The organism is Actinoplanes solisilvae (assembly GCF_003999975.1).
In the GTDB taxonomy this organism is placed as follows: domain Bacteria; phylum Actinomycetota; class Actinomycetes; order Mycobacteriales; family Micromonosporaceae; genus Actinoplanes; species Actinoplanes solisilvae.
In genome coordinates this window covers 41,851-67,486 of record NZ_RJAC01000008.1, presented here as the reverse complement: position 1 = coordinate 67,486, position 25,636 = coordinate 41,851, and the positions used below count along the sequence as shown (strand labels likewise).

The 25,636-nt window shown below is 65.9% G+C and carries 21 protein-coding genes and 3 pseudogenes; 15 read left to right on the top strand and 9 right to left on the bottom strand.

Annotated elements, in window-relative coordinates; genetic code table 11:
* Positions 1 to 238 precede the first annotated feature (238 nt).
* The 4 genes from EER30_RS21415 (at position 239) to EER30_RS49980 (ending at position 4,038) form a co-directional block, all read left to right on the top strand.
* Positions 239 to 952: an alpha/beta hydrolase gene (locus tag EER30_RS21415; RefSeq protein ID WP_127502293.1), complete on the top strand. Its 714-nt coding sequence runs from the start codon at positions 239 to 241 to the stop codon at positions 950 to 952.
* Positions 927 to 1,580 (top strand): TetR/AcrR family transcriptional regulator, encoded by a 654-nt coding sequence (locus EER30_RS21410; protein ID WP_127502292.1) that lies wholly within the window; start codon positions 927 to 929, stop codon positions 1,578 to 1,580. Before EER30_RS21415 ends, EER30_RS21410 begins: the two co-directional genes overlap by 26 nt.
* Entirely contained in the window at positions 1,520 to 2,350 is an 831-nt protein-coding gene (locus tag EER30_RS21405; protein WP_164842429.1) for a glucose 1-dehydrogenase, read from the top strand. Before EER30_RS21410 ends, EER30_RS21405 begins: the two co-directional genes overlap by 61 nt.
* Positions 2,351 to 3,069: 719 nt before the next feature.
* Complete coding sequence (locus tag EER30_RS49980) at positions 3,070 to 4,038, top strand: transposase family protein (protein WP_127502290.1); 969 nt, start codon at positions 3,070 to 3,072, stop codon at positions 4,036 to 4,038.
* Between the two features lie 303 nt (positions 4,039 to 4,341).
* Here the strand turns inward: EER30_RS49980 and budC are convergent, their stop codons facing one another.
* The 3 genes from budC to EER30_RS21385 all read right to left on the bottom strand — a co-directional run bounded on the left by budC (position 4,342) and on the right by EER30_RS21385 (position 6,276).
* Entirely contained in the window at positions 4,342 to 5,136 is a 795-nt protein-coding gene (budC, locus tag EER30_RS21395; protein ID WP_205650342.1) for a meso-2,3-butanediol dehydrogenase, read from the bottom strand.
* A gap of 219 nt (positions 5,137 to 5,355) precedes the next feature.
* Positions 5,356 to 5,937, bottom strand: coding sequence for a hypothetical protein (locus EER30_RS21390; protein WP_127502289.1), 582 nt, complete (start codon positions 5,935 to 5,937; stop codon positions 5,356 to 5,358).
* Between the two features lie 27 nt (positions 5,938 to 5,964).
* Positions 5,965 to 6,276, bottom strand: a complete 312-nt coding sequence (locus tag EER30_RS21385; RefSeq protein ID WP_127502288.1) for a hypothetical protein — start codon at positions 6,274 to 6,276, stop codon at positions 5,965 to 5,967.
* A 525-nt stretch (positions 6,277 to 6,801) separates the two neighbouring features.
* On the opposite strand from EER30_RS21385, the gene EER30_RS21380 reads away from it, so the two are divergent.
* On the top strand, positions 6,802 to 7,695 hold the full coding sequence (locus EER30_RS21380; RefSeq protein WP_127502287.1) for a GNAT family N-acetyltransferase: 894 nt from the start codon (positions 6,802 to 6,804) through the stop codon (positions 7,693 to 7,695).
* 138 nt (positions 7,696 to 7,833) lie between these two features.
* On the opposite strand, the gene EER30_RS21375 is transcribed toward EER30_RS21380, so the two are convergent.
* The 3 genes and pseudogenes from EER30_RS21375 to EER30_RS21365 all read right to left on the bottom strand — a co-directional run bounded on the left by EER30_RS21375 (position 7,834) and on the right by EER30_RS21365 (position 10,567).
* A complete protein-coding gene (locus EER30_RS21375; RefSeq protein WP_240670208.1) occupies positions 7,834 to 8,970 on the bottom strand; it encodes an aromatic ring-hydroxylating oxygenase subunit alpha in 1,137 nt (378 codons plus the stop codon).
* 372 nt (positions 8,971 to 9,342) lie between these two features.
* Positions 9,343 to 9,832: pseudogene (locus EER30_RS21370) on the bottom strand (transposase); the annotation flags it as partial.
* A 381-nt stretch (positions 9,833 to 10,213) separates the two neighbouring features.
* A complete protein-coding gene (locus tag EER30_RS21365; RefSeq protein WP_127502286.1) occupies positions 10,214 to 10,567 on the bottom strand; it encodes a MerR family transcriptional regulator in 354 nt (117 codons plus the stop codon).
* 110 nt (positions 10,568 to 10,677) lie between these two features.
* Here EER30_RS21365 and EER30_RS21360 point away from each other — a divergent pair, with 110 nt between their 5' ends.
* The 4 genes and pseudogenes from EER30_RS21360 to EER30_RS49975 all read left to right on the top strand — a co-directional run bounded on the left by EER30_RS21360 (position 10,678) and on the right by EER30_RS49975 (position 14,325).
* The gene (locus EER30_RS21360; protein ID WP_205650341.1) at positions 10,678 to 11,883 is read left to right on the top strand and encodes an MFS transporter; all 1,206 of its coding nucleotides are present in this window, start codon (positions 10,678 to 10,680) and stop codon (positions 11,881 to 11,883) included.
* Positions 11,884 to 12,407: 524 nt separating this feature from the next.
* Entirely contained in the window at positions 12,408 to 12,533 is a 126-nt protein-coding gene (locus EER30_RS49420) for a hypothetical protein (RefSeq protein ID WP_255436757.1), read from the top strand.
* A gap of 35 nt (positions 12,534 to 12,568) precedes the next feature.
* Positions 12,569 to 13,653, top strand: a pseudogene (locus tag EER30_RS21355) (IS630 family transposase).
* A gap of 333 nt (positions 13,654 to 13,986) precedes the next feature.
* A complete protein-coding gene (locus tag EER30_RS49975) occupies positions 13,987 to 14,325 on the top strand; it encodes an SDR family oxidoreductase (RefSeq protein WP_127502284.1) in 339 nt (112 codons plus the stop codon).
* Positions 14,326 to 14,399: 74 nt separating this feature from the next.
* Here the strand turns inward: EER30_RS49975 and EER30_RS21345 are convergent, their stop codons facing one another.
* Positions 14,400 to 15,425, bottom strand: a complete 1,026-nt coding sequence (locus tag EER30_RS21345) for a proline iminopeptidase-family hydrolase (protein WP_127502283.1) — start codon at positions 15,423 to 15,425, stop codon at positions 14,400 to 14,402.
* A gap of 215 nt (positions 15,426 to 15,640) precedes the next feature.
* Entirely contained in the window at positions 15,641 to 18,382 is a 2,742-nt protein-coding gene (locus tag EER30_RS21340; RefSeq protein WP_164842428.1) for an AfsR/SARP family transcriptional regulator, read from the bottom strand.
* An 819-nt stretch (positions 18,383 to 19,201) separates the two neighbouring features.
* On the opposite strand from EER30_RS21340, the gene EER30_RS48765 reads away from it, so the two are divergent.
* The 5 genes and pseudogenes from EER30_RS48765 (at position 19,202) to EER30_RS47200 (ending at position 23,686) form a co-directional block, all read left to right on the top strand.
* On the top strand, positions 19,202 to 19,678 hold the full coding sequence (locus EER30_RS48765; protein ID WP_240670207.1) for a hypothetical protein: 477 nt from the start codon (positions 19,202 to 19,204) through the stop codon (positions 19,676 to 19,678).
* Between the two features lie 205 nt (positions 19,679 to 19,883).
* A pseudogene (locus EER30_RS21325) lies at positions 19,884 to 20,965 on the top strand (transposase).
* A 232-nt stretch (positions 20,966 to 21,197) separates the two neighbouring features.
* Complete coding sequence (locus EER30_RS21320; RefSeq protein WP_205650340.1) at positions 21,198 to 22,679, top strand: hypothetical protein; 1,482 nt, start codon at positions 21,198 to 21,200, stop codon at positions 22,677 to 22,679.
* Positions 22,676 to 23,122, top strand: a complete 447-nt coding sequence (locus tag EER30_RS21315; RefSeq protein WP_205650339.1) for an MEKHLA domain-containing protein — start codon at positions 22,676 to 22,678, stop codon at positions 23,120 to 23,122. The genes EER30_RS21320 and EER30_RS21315 overlap by 4 nt, the downstream gene beginning before the upstream one ends.
* A gap of 402 nt (positions 23,123 to 23,524) precedes the next feature.
* Complete coding sequence (locus EER30_RS47200; protein ID WP_164842427.1) at positions 23,525 to 23,686, top strand: hypothetical protein; 162 nt, start codon at positions 23,525 to 23,527, stop codon at positions 23,684 to 23,686.
* Between the two features lie 724 nt (positions 23,687 to 24,410).
* On the opposite strand, the gene EER30_RS49730 is transcribed toward EER30_RS47200, so the two are convergent.
* Positions 24,411 to 24,629, bottom strand: a complete 219-nt coding sequence (locus EER30_RS49730) for a transposase (protein WP_349290883.1) — start codon at positions 24,627 to 24,629, stop codon at positions 24,411 to 24,413.
* A gap of 140 nt (positions 24,630 to 24,769) precedes the next feature.
* Here EER30_RS49730 and EER30_RS21295 point away from each other — a divergent pair.
* Positions 24,770 to 25,590 (top strand): IS5 family transposase gene (locus EER30_RS21295; protein WP_432417561.1). Its coding sequence is split into 2 segments (ribosomal slippage): positions 24,770 to 25,102 and positions 25,105 to 25,590, totalling 819 coding nucleotides; the frame shifts between segments, so codons are not numbered across the junction.
* The last annotated feature ends 46 nt before the right edge of the window (positions 25,591 to 25,636 follow it).

Genomic DNA, 25,636 nt, shown 5'->3' with positions numbered 1-25,636 from the left:
ATTCTCGACATAGTCGTGTTTACAGACGCAGGTTCGACATCGATGTTCAGTTTTCGCCGATGAACTTTCGTCAGTGGATCCGATGTTGTCTCGCGCTTCCCGCGCGCCTCGGTGTGACGCTATTTTCTGAAGCCGTGATCGAAGTTACATCCCAATTCCAGGCCACGGCTAAACATCATGTATAGACGCGTCGTACACTCGGGTCCTGCTCGATTTCCCCAGCTTCGGAGTAGCCTTCATGAGCAACGCGATTTTTCTGTTCGTGCCCGGTGGCCACCATGGCGAGTGGGTTTGGGGCCCTTTGCAGAAAGTTATGGCGGAGCGTGGTCTTGCCACCCACACGGTGACGCTGCCGACCGCGGTGACGGACGCGTCGTCCGGCGAGCCTTATCCGAGCATGTACGACGATGCCCAGGTCATCCGGGAGGCGATCACCGAGATCCCCGGTCCCGTCGTCGTAGTGGCCCACTCCTACGCGGGGGTACCCGTTACCGAGGCGATCACCGCAGAGTCTGGGGTCGTTCACGTCGTCTACGTCGCCGCCTACATGCTCGACACCGGGGAAAGCATGTTCGGCACGCACGGCGTGCCGACGCCGGACTCGCTGGGTGGCCTGCGCCCCGCCGAGAACCCGGACCTGAACCTGCCCCTCGCCTTCTACGACGGCGACCCGACCAACCCCGAGACCGCCGCAGCGATCGCGCGGCTGCTTCCCCAGAGCGCCCGCGCCGATTTCGAGACAGTGACTCGGGTCGGCTGGCGCGAGGTGCCCAACAGCTATGTCATCCCGTCGGATGACATCTCCCTGACCGGGACGATCGCCGAGCAGATGGCCGCCCGCGCCGACCGGGTGTTCCGCGTGCCCGGCAACCACGCGCCGTTCTGGTCGAATCCCGCCGAGTTCGCTGACGTTTTGGTCGAGATCGATGGCCTCGTTCACTCGGCGAGCTAAGGCGGACGCCGAGACGCCGACGATCGTGACCCGAGTCCTGGCCGCGACGGAACGCCTGATCGAGCGCGGCGAGCGCTACACCGACATCTCGGTGCAGCAGATCCTGGCCGAGGCGGGCGTCTCCCGGGCGACCTTCTACGCGCATTTCCGGGACAAGACCGACCTGATCGTGCGGTTGACCGCCGATTTGCGGCAGCGGCTGCTCGAGATGGCCCAGGGATGGGACCCCACAGCAGGCGAGGACGGCGCCGACCGATACACCCGCTTCTTCGCCGACGTCATCGCTCTGCACCGCAGGAAAGGCCTGATGCTGGCGGCGCTGCGGGAGGTCGCGAGCTACGAACAGACGGTGCGCGATTTCTACACCGCCGATCTGGAGGGCTTCGACCAGGCCGTGCTCAGCACACTGGTCGAGCAGCAGCACTCGGGAAAGACCCCGGCTGACCTGGACGCGGCTGCGGCGAGCCGGGTGATCGTCTGGGGTGGGGGACAGGCCATCGCCAGACATATCGAAGTCGACGACGGCGGCGGCGACGCCGCGTTCGCCCGCGAACTCGGGCACATCTGGTGGTACGGCGCCTACCGCCGCCCACCCCGAACCAACTCATTGAGGAGCAGAAGAAAGTGAACGAAGGACTACCGACTCACCCGCTGGCTGGCCGTACCGTTCTGATCACCGGTGGTGGACGCGGCGTCGGCGCGAGCGTCGCCAATTTGTTCGCCGCTGCCGGTGCCCGGCTCGCGCTGACCGGCCGGTCGGAGGAGTCGCTGCGTAAGATCGCCGACAGCCTCAAGGACGGCGCCGCGATTATCCCCGCCGACCTGTCACGGGACGGTGAGACGGAGCGCCTCTTCGACGCTGCCCTCGCCAGCCTGGGCCATCTAGACATCCTGGTGAACAACGTGGGTGCTCTCAATTTCACCCAAAGTCAAGAACTCACCGAGGCCGAGGCGGACGACCTGTGGCGGCTGAACACCCGCTCCCCTCTGATCTTGGCCGGCCGAGCTGCTGAGCACATGGCGTCGCGCGGGGGCGGCAGCATCGTCAACGTCTCATCGGTCATCGGCAGCGATCGGGCCATCGCCAACCAGACCTTGTACGGGACCACGAAGGCAGCGGTCGACGGAATGACAATCGCGATGGCCGCCGAGTGGGGCCCGAAGGGCGTGCGCGTCAACGCTGTCCGTCCTGCCGTGACCAACACCGACATGTCGGCGCCCATCTTCGCCGACCCCGAATTGAGGAAAACGCTGACCGCGCAGTACGCCCTGGGTCGCCTGGGCGAACCCGAGGACATCGCCCAGGCCGTCCTGTTCTTCGCGTCGCCGGCCAGCTCGTTCGTCACCGGCCAACTCCTGAGCGTAGACGGCGGCTGGATCAGCACGCTGGTTCACTGATCCCGCTGGCAACTCGTTGCCGAACCAGCTATTGCCCGAGGGGGTCGGCTCCTCCGATGTTCGCTTCGGCGGGGCGTCACCGAGGCGGGAACGTACGACGGAGTCGATGCCGTCGGCGCCGACGGCATCGACTCCGTCGTCCCGAGCCGGGTGAGCCCGCATTCGCGGGGAAAGGCTTCCTCGGGCAGATCTGCTGGTATTTCGTCGCGCCAGGCGGGCGAGGTCAGGCCTGGACGGCGTGGCTGGGCGACTATGGGCGTGCGATCCTGACCGTGCTGGTCGGCGACGCGGCGCACGCCTTCGCCGGGACGAAGAGCCCGCGGCGGAGGCGCTCACGGGGTTGACGGTCACTATCGTCTGGCGGCTCGGCCCAACAGGTGGCTACCCGGCCGAGCCGCGAGGATCAGCACGCCGGGGGAGACACTGTGCCGCAGACTGTCGGCCCAGTCCCCGATCAGACCGGCCGGCGGCCGACCACGATCGGTGACGGCGTCCATGGCATTTCTCCGTAGATACGCCTCCGATGGGCGGGCGTCCTGGATGACCTGAAAGAACTCGGTGAGCAGGAAAACGGCTCAGCTGTGCTGGCGTGGATGCAGTTTGGTGTGAGGCTGCGAGCGCGTTTGGGTCGGGATCAGGGGGCAGAGCCAAAGCAAAGTTGGTTGATCTTCGTTGTTCCTGATGAGCGCAGGTACGGACGCGGCCTTCCTTAGTAGACGATGGCGGTTCTCTTCGCTGACCGTCGTCTACCAGAAAGGCCGCTCGTGTCAGTCTCGCATGCGGTCACCGATGTCGTCACCAACAAGGCTGGGGAGGTCGACCTCGGCCGGGTCACCGCGCTGGCCGTAGTGTTCGCGCAGGTCAGCGATCCGCGTAAGCCGAAGGGTATCCGGCATCCCCTCGCCGCGGTGCTGACGGTCCTGACCATGGCCCTGTTGTGCGGAGCCCGTGACTTCCGGCAGGCCGCCGACCGGGTGGCGGAACTCCCGGAAGCCCTGCTCGAAGCCGCGGGGGCGCGCCGGCAGCCGGTCCTGGGCATCCGGATCCCACCCGGCCGTGACACTCTGTGCCCTCTGAGCGAGGCTATCGACGCCGCCGTCATGGGACCGGCTGATCTGGATCTGGCTGAACACCCTGCTCGACGCCCACGCCGGCATCGGACTGGCCCTGGACGGCAAAACCGTCCGCAACACCCGCCCCGGCACTACGACCGGCCTGTACGTGCAACTGTTCTCCGCGATGCGCCACGACACCGCCGTGGTCGTCGCCCAGATCCAGGTCCCGGCCGACACCACCGAGGTCACCCAGATCGCCGCCCTGCTCGACCCGATCGACATCACCGGCATGACGATCACCGCCGACGCCGCACACCCCAGCCACGACACTGCCCGCACCATCTGGACCGCACCCGCCGACGGCGTCAGCTTTCCCGGCGCCGCCCAAGTCTTCCGCATCCCGGCGACACCTACGCCCCCGACTGCCAACGCCGCAGCAAACACATCCTGCACGGCGTCACCAGCCGGACCTGCACCGCAACCGAGATCGCCGCCCACGTGCGCGGACACTGGGAATCGAAAACCGCGTCCACTGGATCCGTGACGTCCTCCTCGGCGAAGACACCCACCACGCCTACCTCGGCAACGTCGCCCACACCATGGCCGCCCTACGCAACCTCGCCATCGCCCTGATCCGCCTCGCCGGCCATACCCGCATCAAACAGATCATGGAACGACACCACGCCAACAAGATGGTCATCCCCCGCTACTCAACGCAACCACCCAGTGACCAACCGACTTTGCTTTGGCTCTGGGTCAGAGGGCTTCAGCTACTACCAGCTTCAGGCGCTGACCGGTTTCTGAGGCGGGAACGCGTGATCTCGGGCGAGGATTACCAAGAGCGCGGTCGGCACCATGAGCGCGATCGCTGCGATGCTGAGCGAGCCCGACACGGCAGCCGTCGGCTTGAGGTAGACGGGGACGGGCGCCCTCGACTCATCCCAAGAGCGAGGAGATGCGCATGTTCGGCTGCCCGCTGGAGGCGCGGAGCCCGCCGTCGACCACGATGTGCGCGCCGGTCACGAACGATGCGTCGTCGCTGGCCAGAAACGCGATGACACCCGCGACGTCCGAGGGCTGGGCGGGGCGGCGCATCGCGATCCGTTCCATGAAGTCGTTGAGGACTTCCGTCCGTTCCAGGTTGGGCGCCGCCATCTCGGTGACGGTCAGCGACGGGTGCACAGCGTTGACCCGTACGCCCTCGGCCGCATGGTCGAGCGCCATCACGTTCGTCAGATTGGTGACCGCGCCCTTCGACGTGTTGTAGGCGGCCAGACCCCAGTCCCCGCCGAGCCCGGACACCGACCCTACGTTCACGATGCAGCCGCCCACGGCGCGCAGGTGCGGCAGCCCGGCCCGGGAGCAGAAGAAGACACCGTCGACATTGGTCGCCATGACTTGGCGCCACGTCGCGGCGTCGAGCTGTTCGACGGTCCCGAGCGCCGCGATGGCCGCATTGTTGACGAGCACGTCGATTCGCCCGTGCCGCGCCGCCACGCCGTCGATGATCGCGGTGATGGCCTCTTGGTCCGAGACGTCGCCGACCGCGACCTCGACCACACCCTCGGCGTTCGCAGCCGTCTGCTTCAGCGTCTCCTGGGTCCGCCCGACGACAACCACCGTCGCGCCCTCGGCCGCGAAACGCCGCGCCGTCGCCGCGCCGATTCCCGCACCGCCCCCGGTCACGATCACGACCTTGCCGGCGAAGCGTCCATCCGTCATTGCTGTCATTGCCGGATCCTCCGATCCGTTGATTTCTTGCACTGTCACGTACTCGGTCACCTTGTTGCCGGTGCAACCACCAACAGCGGTTGTCCAAGCCAATGTCCGCGTGGAAGCTTGAGATATCCAGCTCTCCCGGTCTTGGTCCCCGAGGACAGGGGCCGTAGCCCACGAACTATTCCAGCGGTCACATCCGACACTTGACTAACGGGCGTGCCGGTTGAAGCTTCAGTCACGTTTGCTCCAGGCCGGCGCGGGCGCGGCGAACGGGCATCGACACGCTGCTGGTGTCACCGGAACCTGGCCGCTGGTTAGGGCTTCGAGGGCGGAGGTTTGCTCGGCGTAGACGCCGCCGAGCAGTGTCAGGTCGGCACACGCGCGCAGGGTCGTCTCGCGGATGCGGTTGCCCCACGGTCCGGGGTGGCCCCACTTCTCCCGGAGCCGGCCGTGTAGCGGACCTTCGCACAGGTTGTAGCCCAGCCACACGACGGGTGGGTGTAGACCGAGGGCTTCGGCGATCAGGGCGACCTTGTCGTAGTTCCAGGCGTGACCGCCGCTCCACGCGCAGTACCGGCCACTTTTGGTCAGAGTCCGCCAGATGTCGTAGCTCACTGCGGCGGACGCGAGCAGGTCCTTGGCGGAGCGGTACGTGCCGGTGGCCAAGATGCGGGGAAGCTGGTCGGCCAGCCGGCGGCGGGTGAGCGGCACTGCCGGGTCATCGGCCGCGCGCGTGCGTATCCCGGTTTCCGGCATCGTGTTATTCACTTGCGGGGGAGCGGCGGGCAGACCGCCGTCGGTCAGGTGTTGCACTAGCAGGGCGGTGAAATCGGTGAGGGTCTACTCGAAGCCGCGGCACCGGTCGGCGTAATCACGCGAGGGCAGCCATCGGCCGCTGCCGCGGTGGGTGACGCGGTGGGCGGCCTCGTGCAGCGGTGTTCCCAGCAGCCGGAACCGGTTGAGCAGAATGTCGGCGTGCGCAGCAACGTCGCCGCTGAGCGGGCTGTAGAAGCCGTGCGAGCACGGAACTTGCTCGGAGGCGGAGTAGACCCGAACCCGGTCGAGAGCGAACGCGCCGATCGCCTGGCGGACGAGTTGGATGCCGTCGTCCAGTGCTGTGCGCTGCGCTGTGGTAAGGGAGCGCAATGCCACCCAAGTCGTCTTGTCCGCGTTTGTTCGCGGTGCCGTTGCTGCCGTTCGCGGGCGACGGCGACGCCCAGCAGCCGCATCACGACATATCTGTGTGGTGGTCGGGTAGTCCGCGGGTGGCGAACCGGTCGATGACCGCCTGGTCCTGGCTGTTGGCGAGGATGGCCCGTATCCCTGAGGGCGGGTGGCTTCGATGACGGTCCGGTCCAGGTTCTGCAGCGCCTTGTCCGAAAGGGGCAGGTCGTAGGAGGCCAGCAGGCCGGGCACGGCGCTGACCAGGACACCATCGATCCAGACCCGGCCGGGATCCCCGATCGAACGCACACACTGGGGCTCGCCGGTGCCGTGTAGCCGGGCTCGGTCAACGCCCGGAACCGGCCGATCGCCTCCAACGCCAGAGATTGCGGACCGCGACCGCCTTCAAAAGTGAGCATTATCACAGATAAATAGCGAGCGGCGGCGTCAACTTCTCGCTCGCCACGACGTCTGGCCCACGAACGGAACTTCGCGCAAACGAAGGGACACGACGTGTCACAGCAACGTCGTATGAGGGACGCAGCCACCGCCGCAACTGTGCCGGCCGCGACGCCGGCGCCGGGCTCCAACGGAACGGCACCTACCCAGGCCGAGACCGAGACCGCCGAAGCAACATTTATGCGAGCCTATGGCGCCCAGGCGGCACCGTCCGTGCGTCGACGTCTCGGCATCGAGACCGACAGCATCGCCGGCGGGATGATCATGTACGCCCGTAACGACCCGAGTCACTTCTTCAACAAGGCCCTCGGCTTTCCCGGACCTGTCACCGCGGACCTGGTCGAGCAGATCATCAACCGCTTCCGCACAGCGGAAATCGACAAGGCGACGCTCCAGTTCGCACCTGCACTGCTGCCGGCAGACTGGGACTACATCGCCGACGACCACGGGCTCGTGCGAGGAGCCAGTATGGTCAAGTTTGCCGGACCACTCGACGCCATCAACCCCCAGGGACGGACCACACTGCGGATCGCCCCGGTCGCACCGGAGGACGCGACGGCATGGTCCGCCGTTGTCTTCGGCACTCTCGGACTGGGTGAAACCGCCGAGATGCTCGCGGGCACGGTTCACCAGGAGAACTTCCGTCCCTTTGCCGCCTGGGACGGCGACACCATCGTCGGCGGGGGTAACCTCTTCATCCACGGTGACATAGCCGCGACAAGCGCCGGCGGAACCTTGGAGAGTCATCGCAATCGAGGCGTGCAGTCGGCCCTGATCGCCGCTCGCGCCGAGGCCGGTCGCGCCGCGGGATGCCGATGGCTGACCGGCGAGGCATTTCAGCCGCTGCCCGGCGGGCATAACCCGTCAATGTCGAACATGCTCCGAGCCGGCCTGACCCGGCTGTACGAACGCCCTGACTGGGTGTGGCACAACCCGGAATCCCGCTGACCTGCCGTCGACGTCCGGCACTCACCACTACTTCACGCTTGCTCGAGAAGTCGTCGAACACACCCCGACGGTTCACCGGAGCGCGGGTCGACGCCGGGTTCAAGCATGACCCGGTGTCGACCCACCGACGCTGATACATCAGGATTCACTTTGCCCAAACCGGACCAGTCGCTCGATCCGGGCTTTGATCCAGTCGTGGAAGGCGCCGATGTGGTGCTCGCTGGGCACCAACACCCCGCCTGCCCGGTAGCCGCGCGAGGACATGCCTGGCTGGCAGCGTTCGCAGGCCTCGAAATCCTGTCGGTTGACCCGGTCGAACAGCTCGACCGACGCATCCAAATCGGTGCCGGCGGCCACCACGTCGGGCCGGAACAGCCAGTCGCATTCGACGATGGTGCGGTCAGCTGCCAGCGGGAACATCCGGTGAAGGATCACGTGGTCGGGCACTAGGTTGATGAAGACCTGCGGCTTGATCGTGATCGCGTAGTAGCGGCGGTCCTGCGCCTCGGCGATTGTGTCGATGGCCGTGACCCCGGGGCGGCCGTCGACCGTGAATCCTTCGATCGCCGGACCGAACTCGGCGCCGTGCCCAACGAAGGACTGCGCCGCATACCCGGCGGCGAACTCCGGGATGACATGCGTCAGCTCGGGGTGGATGGTCGAGCAGTGGTAGCACTCCATGAAGTTCTCGACGAGCAACTTCCAGTTAGCGGCCACGTCGTAGCGGATGCGGCGCCCGACACTCAGCTCATCCAACCGGTAGCGCTCGATCGACTCCAGATCACCGAGGCGCTCGACGCAGGCACCCATCACCTCGTCCTCGAAGGACGGCGGCTCGGCGGCCAGCGAGAGCCAGACGTAACCGAGCCACTCGCGCACATGTACCGCGCGCAGCCCGTACTCGACACGGTCGACGTCCGGCATCTTGACCAGATTAGGGGCAGCCACCAGCCTGCCGTCCAGGTCGTACGCCCACGCGTGGTACATGCACCGGAAAGTACGTTTCACCTCGCCTTCGGCCTCAGCGCAGAGCTGGGCTCCTCGGTGCCGGCAGACGTTCAGGAACGCGCGGGCGTCGCCGGACGACGACCGGGTGACCAGGATGCTCTCCCGGCCCACCTGGACCGTCCTGAATTGCCCGGGCGTCCGGACGTCGGAAGAACGGACTGCGCAGAACCACATCTGCTCGAAGACGTGGGCCTGCTCGACGGCGAAGACAGCCGGGTCGGTGTAGTAGTGGCCGGGCAGTGTCGGAATCAGCGAGGGCGTGGTCACGACGTGATTACCTCCGTGAAGTGGCTGGGGTCGAGTAGCGCGAGCGGATGCCGGGTTTTGCCGAAGATGGCGAGGTCCGCGACGACATCACACGGATCTCCTGCCGCCGCCTGGCGCCCGCGTCAGGGTCGAGTGGCACAACATCCGACACCGCTCGCCTCCACCTCGTTCTCTGACACCTAGACGCCGGCGTCGGCAATTCGTTCACGCCGATCGGTGAGATGTCGCGCCTCGCCGTGTCACGAGTCGCCCGCGAACAGAACGAAAATGACGGTTGACTTCAGAGGACGTCTGATTAACGTATTTTGCGGTGTTATGTGATTTGTGGTTCTCGCCAGGTTGGGGTTGTTTCGTCGGTGAGTCGTCGGGCGAGGCGGCGGTGACGATCACGGCGAGCAGCAGGCCGAGGGTGTCGGTGATGATGCCGCGTTTGTGGCCGACGGTTTTTGCCGGCGTCGGTTCCTTGGGTGCCGAGGGGGACGTTGGTGGAGGTTTTCACGCTCTGGGTGTCCATGATGGATGCTGTCGGCTCGATGGTGCGGCCGTGGTGGTCTCGGACGAGTCCGGTGAGCTGATAGTTCAGTTCGGTGAAGATCCCTTCCTTGCTCCATAGGGCGAAGTAGCCGTAGACCGTCGCGTGTGGAGGGAAGTCGTGCGGGAGGTGACGCCGGGCGATACCGGTGCGGTTGACGTGGAGGATGGCGTTGAAGATCTCGCGCAGGTCGTGGGTGGGAGTGCGGCCCTTGATCCCGAGTCTGGTACGGGCGTCGGTGCGGGCCTGGCGCCACGCGGTCAGCCGGGGTGCGATCAGGGCCCAGCGGGCGTCGGACAGGTCGGACGGATATGCACGTCGTTCGGTCATGACCTGGGGATACGGTGGTACCGGCAGGCGGCGGGGACGCCGGGTCCGTCGATTCCTGGCGGAAAGCTAATCAAACACGATCGAGGGATTGAAGCCCGCAGATCTACTCATATCAGAGTCGGCTCTAAAGGGTTGATTCGGGCGTATCGGCCAGCCAGGGTCATGATCGCGTTTTCTCAACCCGCCGATAACTCACCTAACACTACTAAAACGTCCAGTCAGACCCAGACCATCCACACGCGGCCCGGGTACGACGATGTGACCGGTCTCGGCACACCCGGCGCACGGTTCTTCGAGAACGTGCGCTGACCCGGCCGTGCGGTCACCCGGCCGGCTCTAGCCACGAGTGCCGGGCGACCGCACACGCTTCGCCGCTGTGGGCTATTTCTCGGTGACGGCGTTCAGGTAGGCGTCGATGGCCTTCAGATTCTTGGTCAGGCACTCGAGACGTTCGGCCATCCGGTCGCGCTCCTGCCGAACCCGGCTCAGGAAGTCCGGGGCCGGATACTTGCAGGTCGCAGCTTCGGCCAAGCAGGGCAGCACTTCCCTGATGATCTCCGTGGTCAGGCCTGCGTGGAGCAGACTGCGGATCTGCTCGACCCTTTCGACCAAGGCCTCGTCGTAGTAGCGATACCCGTTCTCCTCGCGCCTGGGACTGAGCAGGCCTTGCTCCTCGTAGTAACGCAAGAGTCGAGGCGACACGTCCGCCCGCTCGGACAACTCTTTGATCCGCAACGAGACCTCCCTCACAAACGTTTGCCCCTCACATCAATGTGAAGGTTAGACGATGTCCGAGCCGCCGCGCCAGTAGCGGCTCGACACCAGCAACTAGATGGGGAATGACCGTGTCCACCACGCACCTGGAGGTTCCGCAGAAATCGTCTGCGGAACGTCTGCCGCTTCCGGCCCTGATCGCGCTTTTCACCGCCGGATTGATCACCACCCTGACCGAGGCACTGCCGGCTGGTGTGCTGCCGCAGATGAGTCACGCGCTGGGTGTTTCGGAATCTGTAGCCGGTCAGACAGTAACCATCTACGCGATCGGAACAATGGCGACGGCGATCCCGGTCGCGCTGGCCACCGCGACGTGGCCACGACGTCACCTGCTCCTGGTGGCGCTGGCCGGATTCGTGATCGCAAACCTCGTCACCGCCATCTCCCTCAACTTCCCCGTGACGATGGCCGCCCGATTCATCGCCGGCGCAGCGTCCGGCGTCGTCTGGAGCCTGCTCGGCGGGTACGCGGCAAAGCTGGTCGGCCCCCCGCTCAAGGGCCGCGCGATGTCGTTCGCCTTCGCCGGCACACCAGTCGCCCTGTCCCTCGGCGTGCCTGTCGGAGCGTATCTCGGCAAGGCGGTCGGGTGGCAGCTCACCTTCGGCCTCGCCTCGGCGCTGACCGCGGTCCTGATGCTCTGGACCCTCTGGAAGCTCCCCAACTTCCCGGGCAAGAAAGCTGAGGACCGGATTCCGCTGCACAAGATCCTGACGCTGCGGGGCATCCGCTTGGTCCTGGTGGTAACGGGAGCCTTCGTGCTCGCCCACACCATCCTGTACACCTACATCGCCCCCATTCTCGCCGACTCCGGTCTGCAAAATCATGTTCAGTGGATCCTGCTCGCCTTCGGCATCGCCTCAATCGTCAGCATCTGGCTCACAGGCCTGTTCATCGACCGGCACCACCGCCGACTGGCCATCATCGGCACCGCGATGTTCACGGCAGCCGCGATCGTGCTGTCCTTCGCCAGCTCCAGCCTTGTGGCCGACTACGCCACCGTCGCGGCCTGGGGACTCTCGTTCGGAGGAGCAGCCACCGTCCTGCAGACAGCTCTGATGAGGGCAGCTGGAGAACACGCCGACGTGGCCCAGTCGCTACAGGTCACAACCTGGAACCTCGGAATCGGTCTCGGCGGACTGGTCGGCGGTGCACTTCTGGCAGGCTACGGCTCGAGCTCACTCAGCATCGCAGCGATCGCACTCATGGTCCCGACCGTACTCCTAGTCATCCTCGCCCGAGGCCACGCATTCCCGCCTAAGCAGCCGGTCAACGCCTGACCCTGGTGGTTGCAGCCCCCTGACCCAGCCCCGGTCGCGCCCGCAATCCGATACCAAACCGCCCCCACGCCACACGACTGAGCCGCGCCGCAGCGGAACAACGCGACCCACGGCGACATAGACCCGGTGCCCGCCCCGGCACCGGGTCTTTAGTCTCGGATCGGGCAAGCCCCAACAGAAACCCGAGAATGCGAGAGTTCGCTGCCGCTGAGCTCGGCTTCTGGCAGGCAACAGAACAACAACGGCGTATGCCTGATCAGGCGATCGCGCCGGTGTCCCGGCCGGAGCCCGCGAAGGATCCGACCGGCTGCGTACGCGGCAATCAACCAGCAGCGTGTCGATGCCCGTCCGCCTCGCCCGCGCCGATCGGAAGCAAACGCGAGTGAAGCTCCAGCCAGCTCATCCGTTTAACAGACGTCAGATGTGACCGAAGGAGCGCAGCGTTTCGTGGCCGAGGCCGCGACGATGGTTGTTGTCGGGCTGACTATGGAGACGCTGAAACAGGCGGCTGCGAATGCCGAGGCATGGTCGAGGTCGGCGACGTCTCGGACCAAGAGGCCATCACCGCGATCACCGACGGGGTGGCGGCACAGCACGGGCGGCTTGACGTGATCGTCCTCAACACCGGCATCGCGGCGCTAGTGTCCTGAGTCATTAATTCGTTGGTAGTTTGGAGGCTGCGGTGATGCCAGGTCGGGTCGCTTCTGTTGTCTTGTTGTCCGATGCCGAGCGGTCGCAGTTACTGGCCTGGGCAAGGCGAAGGAAGACGGCCAGCGGGCTGGCCGTGAGATGCCGGATCGTGCTGTCGGCCGCCGCAGGGCTTAACAACACGCAGATTGCGGCGGAGCTGGGTATCGGGGTCGACACCGTCCGTAAATGGCGTAATAGGTTCGTGGCCGATCGGCTGGATGGCCTGATCGACAAGCCGCGGCCGGGCCGGCCACGCACGATCGCGGACGCCGACGTGGAACGGGTGATCACCACAACTCTGGAAACGACGCCAAAAGATGCCACGCACTGGTCGACCCGTTCGCTTGCCGCCCAGGTCGGGCTGAGCCAGACAGCGGTGTCGCGGATCTGGCGGGCATTCGGATTGCAGCCGCACCGCTAGGACACCTGGAAACTGTCGAAAGATCCCTTGTTCATCGACAAGGTCCGCGACGTCGTCGGCCTGTACCTGAACCCGCCGGAACGTGCCGTCGTGCTGTGCGTGGACGAGAAGTCTCAGATCCAGGCCCTCGACCGCACCGCCCCGGTGCTACCGATGCGGCCCGGCACCCCGGCCCGCGCCACCCACGACTACGTACGGCCCGGCACGTCGAGCTTGTACGCCACGATGGATTTGGCCACCGGCGAAGTGATCGGCTCGCTGCACGCGCGGCACCGAGCCATCGAGTTCAAGAAGTTCCTCGTCAAACTCGACGGCGAAGTCCCCGCCGTCCTCGACGTGCACGTGGTGCTCGACAACGCCTCAATCCACAAGACCCCGGCGGTCCGGCGATGGCTGCTGGCCCACCCACGCTTCGTGCTGCACTTCACCCTGACCAGCAGCTCCTGGCTCAACCTCGTAGAGCGCTGGTTCGGTGAACTGACCATCAAGAAACTCCAGCGAGGCACCCACCGCAGCGTCCACGCCCTCAACACCGACATCCGCACCTGGATCGAGTCCTGGAACGACAACCACGACCCTACATCTGGACCAAAACCGCCGACCAGATCCTTGAATCCGTCGCTCGCCACTGCATACGAATTAACGACTCAGGACACTAGGGACCGTCGAGCAGCTCGACGCCGCAACGTGGCGCCAGGTCCTGGCGACCAATGTCGACGGTGTCTTCTTCTGCTCCCGCGCCGCGCTACCGCACCCGCCGTGGGCGGCTGGATCGTGAACGTAGGGTCGGTGTCAGGACTCGGCGGGGACTGGGTTCTGGTCGCCCTGCAACACATCGATGGGTGCGGTCACCAATCTGACGAACGTGATGGCCCTCGACCACGCGGTCGAGGGGCTACGGGTCAACGCCGTACACCCGTCGCTGGCTGTTACCGACATGGCGGCTCCGCACCTGGGACGGACGGACGTCCTCAACAAACTTCCTGGAACGGATGGCGATGCGCCACCCCGCGCAGCCCGCGGACGTCGCGGGTGTCATCGCCTTTCTGGCCAGCGACGACGCATCCTGCGTGACCGGCGTGCACATCGCAGTCGACGGCGGGTTGCGCCCTCCAGCGGGACGATGCTGCCGCCCCCGCGCGACGCCATGTGCTCAGCAGGTCGGCCGGCCAAGATCAGAGGGGAGCGGGCGTTCAGCCGCGCTCGGGTACCTACGTCGTAGGTCTCCTCCAGCAAATGCAGTCTTCGCCGGGCGCCCTGCCAAGCGTTATCGCGAACGTACTCACCATGTTCGATTGCCATTCGGTTACTCCCTCAGAAAATGTACATAGTTGAGATCACCCGGCATGCGTCGCCCGGCCGAAACGGCTGGGCGACGCGCCGTCGTGCCACCCACGTCGATAGATCAGGCGCGGGCGCGCAGGAATCGGATGAGGTGTTTGAAGTAGAACTCCTGCTCGTCGTACATGGCGAGGTGGCTGCCGCGGTTGCAGGTAACCGATTCGCCGTTCTGAACCAGGGCGGCGATGCGGCGCATGTCGGCCGGGTCCATCTCGTCGAAGCGGGCGCCCACGCTCAGGGTAGGGACCCGGATCTCGTGCAGCCGATCCCAGACATCCCAGTTCTTGGCGTTACCGGTGTTGACGAATTCGTTCTCGCCGAAGATCTGGTTGTAAATGGTCACATTGATGGTGTTGAAGGTTCGGGTCAGCGGCTCGGGCCAGGGGCTGGTGCGGCAGATGATCTGGGTGTAGAGGACGTCGTTGATGAGGTGCTGGTAGCGCTCGTCGGTGAAGTCCTGCGCCGCTTCCACCTTCTGGACGTATTCCAATTCCTCGGGGGAGAGGATCTTTGCGCGTGCCGCGGCGGCGTACTTGACGAACGACTGCATGCTGGCCGACATGTTGGACACGACCAGGCCACTGAGGTGTTTCTGGTACTTGAGGGCGTACTCCAGGGCGAGCATTCCGCCCCAGGAGTGGCCGAAGACAACGACATTGTCGAGCCCGAGGCCCTTGCGGACCTCCTCGACCTCGTTGGTGTAGCGCTCGACGGTCCACAGCGATTTGTCGTCGGGTTTGTCGGAGTTGCCACAGCCGAGCTGGTCGTAGTAATACATCTCGATCCCGGCTTGCGGGAGGAAGGACTCCATCACCTCGAGGTAACTGGAGTCGAAGCCGGAGCCCCCGTGCAGGAGCAGTACCTTGACCGGTCCGTGCCCGATTCGCTTGGTCCAGACCTTGTACTTGCCGCCGACGACCGGGACCATGCGAATGCCCGCGACTCTGATGCCGGGCGGGTTCAGGGGGTCGTCCGTGGGGTTCATTGCTGAGGTGCCGGGGGATGCCTCGGCCGCGCCGGCGGTGACGCCGCCGAGGGCTGCGCCGGTCAGGGCGGCTGCCCCGCCGGCAAGGACGTTTCTGCGCTTCATGCTGACTCTCCTGCCTGATGTGCGGTCTGCTCGTCCGGTTACGGGTGCAGACGCAGCCTGAGGCCCAACGTTCATTCCGATGTACGAACAGCCCTTCACGGGGCTGACGCTGTGGAACGCGCTGTACGCCGCGAGCGCCAGGAATGACCCGCAGTCACCCCGGAAAGCGGTACACGTCGGAGGACGCAGCTTCGACCCGATCGGTCGCAACGCTGCTAGGAGTCTTGCGGCGACTTGCCGGGGGAAACCTTCCGGATCCGCGCTTCCAGGTCTGTGCTCATCTCGGCCTGCCCTATCTCGGCGTAGAGGGCTTGGGCCCGGCGCCACGGCGCCACCGCCTCTTCGGGACGGCCGACTTCGGACAACGCGTCGCCGAGCAGGCGTTCGCTGGCAGCCAGCTCGGCGATATTGCCCGCCCGCTGGAAGAGCTCACGGGCCCGATGATGAGCTGCCAAGGACGGATCGATGCGGCCGTGCCGGCGCTGGACCTCCGCGATCAGCCCGGCCAGCGAGCCGGCGGTGTTGACGTCGTCCAGCTCCGCGGCGAAAAGCTCGGCTCGGCCGAGGGCGTCCAGTCCGCTCTCCCACTCACCCTCCTCAGCGAGAACCCACCCGAGTCCGGTGAGAGTGAGCGACATGCCGCGCCGATCGTCGACCGACTCGAAAAAGGATAATGCCTGCTCGAAGCAGGTCCGCGACTCCGCGTGTCGATCCAGATTCGAGTACACCTGGCCGAGGTTGCGCAGGACATGGGCCCGGTCGAGCGGCCGGTCAGCTCCGTCCAGGAGCTCGAGTGCTCGTTCCAGGTGCGGGATGGCCGCCAGCATTTTCTGCTGCGCGTTCGCTATGCCCGCTTCCTGATCGCTTCTACCACCGAGAGTGAGAGCGCCGGCGATCATGCGATGCATCGCCGCCTGCCCTTGGGTGTCGCCGTCGGCGATCGCGGACAGTAACGCGTGTTGGGCGGTGGCCTCCCAGCGCTGATACATCGCGCGTCGCTGGTAGTAGGGCATGAGCAGTTCGGCGAGCCGCCATCCCCTTCCCTCGGGCAGGCCGGTCTCGGCGGCGGACTCGAGCGCCGAGAGCTCGGCGGTGAACCAGGACATCGCCGAGGTGACATCCCGGATCGGGATCCGCGGCGCGGTCGGGTCATCATGGGTCTCACGAGTCAGCGACGGATGCAATGCGATCCTCGCGGTGGTTCCGACCTGCAACAGGTGACGCGTGATGCGTTCGGTCGCGGCCCGGCGCTCCCCCGGAGGATCGGTCGCCGCGCTCAACTCGAGCGCATAGGACTTGATCAGGTTGTGGAACGTGTACCGATCGGGCTTGAACTGACTGATCAACATGGTGCGGGCCAGCTCTCGGAGTAGCTGGCGCACCAGGTGCTCCGGCATTCCGGCCACGTTGGCCGCCCCTGACGTCCCGAAATCCACGCCGGGATGCGCGGGCAGGGACCGGAAAAGTTGCGCGGCCCGCTGGCTGAGCATGCGATACGACCAGAAGAAGACATTTCGTACGTCCGTACGGGGCTCGTCGCCCTCCAGGAAGTCCAGCGGGGCACCGGCCCGCAGCTCGTCCGCGACAGCACGCAGCGGCCAGTCCGGATAACCCGACGCCCGCGCGGCTACCACGGCCAACGCCAAGGGCAGCCTCCCGCAGATCTCGATGATCTCGTCCAGGGCGGCGGCATCCTCGGCTCGGCTCACGCCCAGTCGTTCCCGCATGGCCGCCCGGGCCTCGGCGGGCGACGGCAGCGGCAGGCTGAACGACTGAGCTCCTTCATGAGCGATCAGCCCCGACAGCCGATTCCGGCTCGTGACCACCACCAGTACGCCCGGCGACCCGGGCAGCAACGGACGAACCTGCTCTTCGTCGCGGGCGTTGTCCAGAATGATCAGCAGCCGTCGCCCGGCCGTCAGGGTCCGAAACAGAGCGGCCGCCGCCTCCACACCGGTCGGCACCTGCGCGTCGGGTGTCCCGAGACCGGTCAGCAACAACGCCAGTGCTTGAGCGCTGTCCATAGCCGATTGGCCAGGGTCGAAGCCCTGGAGATCGACGAACAACTGCCCGTCGGGAAAATCACCGGCTGATCGTCGTGCCCAATGAATCACCAGGCTGGTCTTGCCCACCCCGGGCAGGCCATGTATCACTGCCACCGATGCCCCGGCACCTGCGCTGTCCATCAGTGCGGACAGCCACGACAGCTCCGTCTCGCGGCCGGCGAAGAATCTGCTGCCCGCCGGGACCTGCCGCGGCACAGCCGGGGCGGGTTGGGGGACGTCCCGCTCTGTCCCGATTGTCACCTTTTCATAGGCGGCGCGCAGTTCCGGACCGGGGTCGATACCGGCCTCCTCGGCCAGACGTGATCGCACCGCGGCGAAGACCTCGACGGCGGCCACCTGCCGGCCGGTCGCGGCGAGCAGCAGCATCAGCCTGGCTTGCACCGCCTCGTCGACGGGCTCCTGTTCGGCGATCTCCTCGACGAGCGGCAGGAGTTCCCGGGCCTGCGCATCGGTGCAGTTGTCCACAACCTCGCACATGACCGCGACGCGTTCCCGCTCGACGGCCCGAAACTCGGCATCCAGGTCGGCCGGCAGATCCAGATCAACTCCGCACCGGCCCCGCCACAACCGAAAAGCCGTCGTCCGGTGTAACCATGCTGCCTCCCGATCGCCCTCGTCGGCGGCAGCCCGGCCTGCCCGGACCAGACCACGGAACTCGAGCAGGTCCGATTCTTCCGACTCGGTCGCTAGCCGATAGCCGTTCCCGGTACGAAGCAACCATCGTCCCGGACGGCGAAACGGCAGGTCCGGTTCCAGCAAACGTCGAATAGTACTGATGTGTCGATGCACGATGTCGGTGGCACGGGCAGGCGCCTCATCGCCCCAGAGGAGATCTGAGATCTCACTCTCCGTGACCTGAGAGCCTGCGCGGATGATCAGGATGCCCAGCAAATGACGTAGTTGTCGTGGCCGCACGTTGAGCTCGGTCGATCCACGCCACGCCCGCACAGGCCCTAGCACGGCAAACCGGACATCGGGAGTTGCGCGCATGCCCCATCAAAGCGGATCTCTCTCGTGGAGACAACACTCGGTCTCGCTATCGGTGATGGCACCCACAGCTCGGGTCGTCGTGCAGGCTCGGTCCGTCGCATCTCGGCCATCGCAAATGCGACATTGATATGAACGGCGTTGTATCAGCGCTGCCGGGCGTTGTAGGCGTTGGATGCGTCGATGCATGAAGATCTTGGATGTGCCGCTGAATCACCCGGCTGGGCGGACCAGTGGCCAGCCGGTTCAGCGCAATCCGCGTCGAATCCGACAAGCTTGCCCGCCCACCGGTGAGCGTGCCGACAATCGGCTGCGCGTCAGGCATCCGCGATCAGACGGGCGCTGATCCCGGACGATGCCCAGGCCCAAGACGGCCGTGTCTGGAGTGTCGACGAACCATTCGGCGATCGTTGTGTACGAGCGGTAGCCAACCGCCAAGGCGCAGGCCGCTGCAGTTAGCGCCTTGGCGGCCGGCTGCCGGACACCTCGTCGGGGCCCGAGCGTCAGGAAGCTCGGTGAGCGCTGTGGGCGGGACATGGCGGTTCGGGCACGCTCAGAGCGATGCGCAGGGCAAAGAAGGGATCAGCTGCGTGATCGCCCGGTGTGACCCCCGATTCCTGGGCCGGCCGTTCCCGGGCTGGTCGCTGTCGAAGCTGCGTGATTACCTGATCGACACGGGCCACATCGAGGCGATCAGCATCGAGACTGTCCGCCGGATCCTGCATGAACGCGGCGTCACCCGGCAGGCAGCAAAAACGTGGAAAGCCAGCAACGACCCCCGACTTCACGTCGAAGATGCGAGCGATCCTCGACCTCTACGACCATCCACCGACCGGCGCCGCCGCTGGCCGGGCCAGCGGCCGCATCCGATCCTGGACAACTTCTCCCCCGCACAAACACCCCACCGTCCGGGCCTGGTGTCAGGCCAATGACGTTGAGCTGGCGTTCCAGTCGACCTACAGCTCCTGGCTGAACTGGATCGAAGCCGAGTTCGCCGCCCTGCGCTACTTCGTGCTCAGCGGCACCGACCACCGGACCCACTCTGGACAGGGCGCGGCGATCGGCGACTACATCCGCCGGCACAATCAGCGCGCCCGACCGAAGACCGGATACACCACCAAGTCCAAAATCCACCACCCGGATTACCCGTTCAAGGCCGCATGGCGACGCGCGCATTCCCCGCTCGTATCAAACCAGTGACTACGAATCGCACGAATTAGTGATCCTCACCGACGAAACCTCTCTTTGTTTTCTCCCGCGACGTTCGTTGCGGTGGTTAGTAACGTTGCCAAATCCACACTAGCCTCGGCCCTTCGTTAAGGGCTGCCCATGGAGTGGACCGGAAACGAAGAAGTGCCTTCTGATCAGGGAAGATAGGGCTTGTCGAGAGTCCTGTTAACCCGCCATGGAAGGCACTTGCTGGCTGAAGACTACCCGAACACGTCAGAAGATCCTGGTGACCGGAGGCGGGCAGGGCGTGCTCGGTCACGCCGGTGTCCGGCTACTCAAAACCAGCAGACCCTGTTCGGGACGGTCGCGTCTGACCCGACCGCGTGGCGACTGTTGTTGCAGCTCGACGCCACGATGCTGGCTGAACTGCGGGCCGACCGGGCACACGCCCGCGAGGTCGCCTGGGCCCAGCGCGCCGAGGTCCGCGGTGATCTGCCGCAACCGATGGTGGCCGGTCAGCAGGTGGACGGCCTGGTCCTGGACATCGACGCGACCATCGTGATCTGCCGTTCCGAGAAGGAGCCGGTGACCCGCACCTGGAAGAAGACGCTCGGATTCGGCCGGATCCAGTCACGGTTTCCTCGCCCGCATCCGGTCCTGGCGCGACAGGCACCTCGACATCCGATTCAGTGTCGGCGCCGCGATCACCGAGCCGGTACGGGGAAGCGATCCGCGCTACGACCGGCTGGGTCCCCGCCGTCGACGCCGATGGTGATCTACGTGAACATGCCGAGGTCTGCGAGATCACCGGCCTGTTCGAGGCGCCTGGATGGCCGGAGGGCACCCGGTTCCTGGTCCGCCGGGAACGCCCGCACCCCGCCGCCCAACTGAGCTTGTTCGACACCATCGAAGGCTGGCGGCACCAGGTCGTGGCCACCGACACCGCCCGGCAATGGCAGCATCCAGTTCCTGGAAGCCCGACATCGGGCTGACGCCAGGGTGGAGGGCAAGATCCGAACCGCCAAGACCACCGGCTTCGGCCGGTTCCCCTCCCGCGTATTCGCGATCAATCAGGCCTGGCTCCAACTTGTTTTGACCGGCATCGACCTGCTCGCCTGAACCCAGACCCTGCTCCTGGACGGCGACCTCGCCAAAGTCGAACCCAAGAGACTCCGTTACCGGCTGCTGCACGTCGCGGCCCGGATCACCCGCACCGCTCGGGAGACCCGCCTCGCCATCGCCGCCGACTGGCCTTGGACCGATGCCGTAACCAGAGCATTCAGCAACCTCGCGGCACTACCCCGACCCGCCGGCTGACCCCGCGACTCACGCCCTGACCAGCAACACGGAGGAACCCGGCCCCGCGCCGGGTATTCGGCATACCGAAAAAACCGCGACAAACGCGCGAATAGCATTCATCGAAGCACGGCTATGGCCTGACGCTTAAGCGAAAGACCGAGGCTAGGTGCCGGCCCAAGCCGGACGGGTGCGTCATCTCACAATCGCCGGACTGGTTGAATTACGGGGCGTTCGGTGCGGTCTTTAGGGCGTGACCACACAGAAACTGGATTTCGAGACAACGGTGTTCGACAAGGAATTCATCACCCTGGCGGACACGCGCGAGGGCATCGTCCGAGGCGGGCGGCACTTGTTCGACCAGCTGCCGCAGGCGTTCGAGGGCATCAATCAGATCGGCGTGATCGGGTGGGGACCGCAAGCGGCGGCTCAGTCGCAGAACCTGCGCGACTCCCTTGCCGGGCGGGTGCCGGTCGTTGTCGGGTTGCGGGCGGGATCGTCGTCCCGCGAAGCTGCTCGTTCGGCCGGCTTCTCCGAGGACGACGGGACGCTCGGCGAGATGTACGAGGTCATTGCCGCGTCCGACATGGTGCTGCTGCTGATCTCCGACGCGGCTCAGGCCGCACAGCACAAAGCCATCTTCGCCGCGCTGCGGCCGGGCGCGACGCTGGGCTTGTCCCACGGATTTCTGCTCGGGTTCCTCGACCAGCAGGGTATCGGTTTTCCGGCCAACATCGATGTGATCGCGGTGTGCCCGAAGGGGATGGGCGCCTCGGTGCGTGCTCTGTATCTGCAGGGGGCGCAGACCAACGGCGCGGGCATCAACGCCAGCTTCGCCGTAGAGCAGGACGTCAGCGGCCGGGCTACGGATCGGGCTCTGGGCTGGTCGGTCGGGCTCGGCGCGCCGTACACCTTCCAGACGACATTGCGTTCGGAGTATCTGTCGGACCTGACGGGCGAGCGGTCGATCCTGCTCGGCGGCGTGCACGGCATCGTGGAGAGCCTCTATCGCCGGTTCCGCGAGCAGGGCATGGCCGAGACGGAGGCGTACCGGTATTCCGTGGACTGTGTGACCGGCCCGATCTCGCGGACGGTCTCCAAGGAAGGCCTGCTCGGCCTCTACCGGCGGCTCGACCCCGCCGACCACGCGACCTTCGCGGCGGCGTACGCGGCGGCCTATCCGGTCGGCCTGGAACTCACTCACGAGATCTACGACGAGGTCGCCTCCGGCAATGAGATCCGCAGCGTGATCCTGGCCGGCGAACGCCTCGCCCGGTTCCCGATGGGAAGGATCGACCAGGCCGACATGTGGCGCGCCGGGGAGGTGGCCCGGCAGGACCGTGACGATGCGCAGCTGCCGATGGACGCCTTCACCGCGGGCACGTTCTGCGGCGTGATGATGGGTCAGATCGACACCTTCATCGAGAAGGGCCACCCGTACTCGGAAATCGCGAACGAATCAGTGATCGAGGCGACCGACTCGCTGAACCCTTACATGCACGCGCGAGGGGTGTCGTACATGGTGGACAACTGCTCGACGACCGCGCGGCTGGGCACACGCAAATGGGGACCACGATTCGACTACCTGCTCACCCAGACCGCTTATCCGGCGGTCGACCACCAGACCAGTGTGCTGGACACGACGCTGGTGAAGGCATTCGAGGAGCACCCTATCCACGACGTGTTGAGGATCTGTGCGCAGATGCGGCCCTCGGTCGACATCTTCGTCCAGTGACGGGGGGCGACGCCGGGTTCGCCGACCTTCTCGCCGACAGCTACCTCGAACTGGTCGGCGAGCCGCTCCTCCCGGGCGATCGGCGAGGTGCCGAGGCGTACGCGTGGCTGTATGAGGCACCGTTCGGGCTGCTTGCACACGATACGTCTGCCGACCCGCGGTTCATCTACGCCAACCGAAGGGCGCAGGAGCTTTTCGGTTATGGATGGGAGGAGCTCATCGGCCTTCCCTCCCGGCTGTCGGCGGGACCGCAGGACCGCGACTCTCGCAGCGTCTTCATGGATTCCGTACGGCGGACGGGCTACTCGGACGGCTATCGAGGTCAGCGGGTGACCAAGGAAGGGCGGTCGTTCTGGATCGAGGATGCCACCGTCTGGAATCTTCTCGGCGCCGACCGGGCGCTGAAGGGCCAGGCGGCACTGATCCGGCACGTGAGTGTCTGATCGCTACCGCGTTCGGCCGACGGCTCTCGCCGGACGGAGCGCGCTCGGGTAGAACAGTGGCCTTCTCCACCGCGGTGGAGAAGGCCACTGTTCTGCTTCAGGAGAGGGCGGAAGCAGTCCGCCGATCCTGCCGCGGGGGAGTCACCAGCCGAGGCACGACATCTGACGACTGTGCTCGGATTCCTCCGCGGCGGCCTTGTCGAAAGTTGCCTCGATGAAGACGAACGGCGCCCCGGCCGGCGTGATCCGATCGTGCCGGAAGCCGTGTGCAGGGTGACGGCCTTGACGGTCCGGGTCTCTTTACGGGCGTGACCGGTGTCGCGGGTGCGGCCGCCGACCGGGATCTGTGCCCAGGGCAGGGACTTGAGCTGCTTGAACAGGGTGGGCTGGGTTGCCCTTTGCTTGCAGGAGCAGATGTGCTCCGCGGGCGGTGATCTGCTGGGCGTGATCGGTCTGGGTGTGCAGGGCGTCGGCGACGAACACGATCCCGGTCAGGCTGCCCAATACTTTTCGACGGCGTCGAGCAGCGGTGTGAAGGCGGTGATCTCGTTGCTTTCGTGTTGACGGTGACCTGGGCGAGGATGATGCCGGTGCTGGTGTCCAGCGCGGAAAGTAGGTGCGTTTGGCGGCCGCCGGGCAGGCGAGCGCCTCGCAGCGTTTTGCCGTCGATGGCGATCACCGTCCGGTAGCGGCGCGAGCGGGTCACGGCCGGTGGCGTCCGGGCGTGCAGCCAGCCGGCCAGTACGGTGCTGACCAGGGTGGCGTCGAGGCGGATCAGCAGCCGCCAGAGGGTCGTGCCGGCCGGGACGCCGCGGTGAACCCGAGTCTGACCGGCGAAGGTTCGTCGAGGTCGTAGAGCCAGTCGCTGATCGCGGCGAACGATGAGGCACCGCCGAGAACAGCGCATACCGCGACGGCGAGCGGGCCAAGGGGTATCGCACACCGCGCGGATTACGCGGGTCCGGGACCTGCGCCACCGCGGCCAGGAGTCCACCGTGTTCACCGTCGGTCACTGGTGATGGTGGCGTGTCGGGACCGGGGGTTGTCACGGTCAGTACGGAGATCAGGGATGATGCCATCGGCGGGTGGAGTCCTCGGTGTCGTGAAGTCCTAGAGAAACTCCATGATCACCTTGAGGGCTTCACCCGCTTCATCCGCCTCCACAAAGGCCCCTCACCTCTGGGAACCCCAGCTCAGGCACCCGGCGCTCGAGAGCGCAATGCCCCTGGGCCGGTGACGGTGGGGATAGACCTGTTCCGGTGAGGTAGCCGTCGATCAGACGGGTGCGCTATTGCATGCGTTTGAGACGGTTCTTCACCGTCGCGGCGAGGCCGGTTGCCGTGTGGACGGCGAGGTTAGCGAGGCTGCCTTTCATCGTCGCCCAGACCTTCTCGACCGGGTTGAGCTCGGGTGCGTGGGCAGGGAGCTGGTAGACGCGAAGCCAGGACCGGGCAGCGACCGCGGCTCGGATCGCGGGTGTGTCACGACAGCACGGTCGATCGCGCATACGCCGATCGCGTAGTGTTGGCCTTGGCCGCGGCATGTCTGACCAACGGAACGCAGCGTGTCGTGCTCGCTGGTGCCTTAGACCGCATCTCATAGGGGTTGTTGTGTACCAACATCATTCGTTGTACCGGTGTGAGTGATGTGGAGAAGTACTGCCCGGAGTCGTTGTGGCATCTCGTGCAGCCGTTGCTGCCCGCGCATCCGGAAAGGCATCAGGGCGGCGGGCGTCGGCGTATCGATGATCGGGTCGCGGTAGCGGCGATCGCGTACGTGTTGCAGACCGGCTGTGCATGGGACGCGTTGCCGGCATCGTTCCCGATCTCCCGGGCGACCGCGCACCGCCGGTTCGCCGAGTGGGTGGAACAGGGCGTCATGCAGGCATTTCACCAGGCGACGCTGGATGTCCTGGGCGCGGCCGGACAGATCGACTGGTCGCGGGCGAGCGTGGATGCGATGCACGTGCGGGCGGTCAAAGGGGGGACCTGACCGGACGCAGCCCGGTAGACCGGGGCAAGCCCGGCTCCAAGATCCACGCGGTCAGTGACCGTAACGGCCTGCCGCTGACGGTGCTGGTCACCGCTGCCAACGTCAACGACAGCACTGTGCTCGAGGACGTGCTCGACAATCTGCGCGCGATCCGGCAACCACTCGGACGGCCGCGGCGGTGGCCGGCCAAGCTGCACGGCGACAAGGGTTACGACTACCGGTCCTGCCGCGAAGTCGTCCGCCTACGCGGCATCATCGCCCGGATCGCCCGCAAGGGCGTTGAATCGGCCACTCACCTCGGCCGGTACCGCTACGTCATCGAACGCTGCCTGGAATGGGTCAGCCGGTTCCGGCGCCTGGCCCGCCGCTACGACCGCAAGGCTTCCCACTACCTCGGATTCCTGCGCCTGGCTTGCGCTTTGATCTGCTACCGGCGAGCCGCCCGCCTCAACCTGCTGACCAGCAACAACCCCTAATGAGATGCGGTCTTAGCCGCGAGTACGACCATGGCCGGGCACATCC

Bases quoted from the DNA above. Each gene is read 5' to 3' on its own strand.
- EER30_RS21415 (WP_127502293.1), top strand. From the start codon at position 239: ATGAGCAACGCGATTTTTCTGTTCGTGCCCGGTGGCCACCATGGCGAG.
- EER30_RS21410 (WP_127502292.1), top strand. From the start codon at position 927: ATGGCCTCGTTCACTCGGCGAGCTAAGGCGGACGCCGAGACGCCGACG.
- EER30_RS49980 (WP_127502290.1), top strand. From the start codon at position 3,070: ATGGCGGTTCTCTTCGCTGACCGTCGTCTACCAGAAAGGCCGCTCGTG.
- budC (WP_205650342.1), bottom strand. From the start codon at position 5,136: ATGACAGCAATGACGGATGGACGCTTCGCCGGCAAGGTCGTGATCGTG.
- EER30_RS49420 (WP_255436757.1), top strand. From the start codon at position 12,408: ATGGTCGAGGTCGGCGACGTCTCGGACCAAGAGGCCATCACCGCGATC.
- EER30_RS49975 (WP_127502284.1), top strand. From the start codon at position 13,987: ATGGCGATGCGCCACCCCGCGCAGCCCGCGGACGTCGCGGGTGTCATC.
- EER30_RS21345 (WP_127502283.1), bottom strand. From the start codon at position 15,425: ATGAAGCGCAGAAACGTCCTTGCCGGCGGGGCAGCCGCCCTGACCGGC.
- EER30_RS48765 (WP_240670207.1), top strand. From the start codon at position 19,202: ATGAACGCGGCGTCACCCGGCAGGCAGCAAAAACGTGGAAAGCCAGCA.
- EER30_RS49730 (WP_349290883.1), bottom strand. From the start codon at position 24,629: ATGCGCGATCGACCGTGCTGTCGTGACACACCCGCGATCCGAGCCGCG.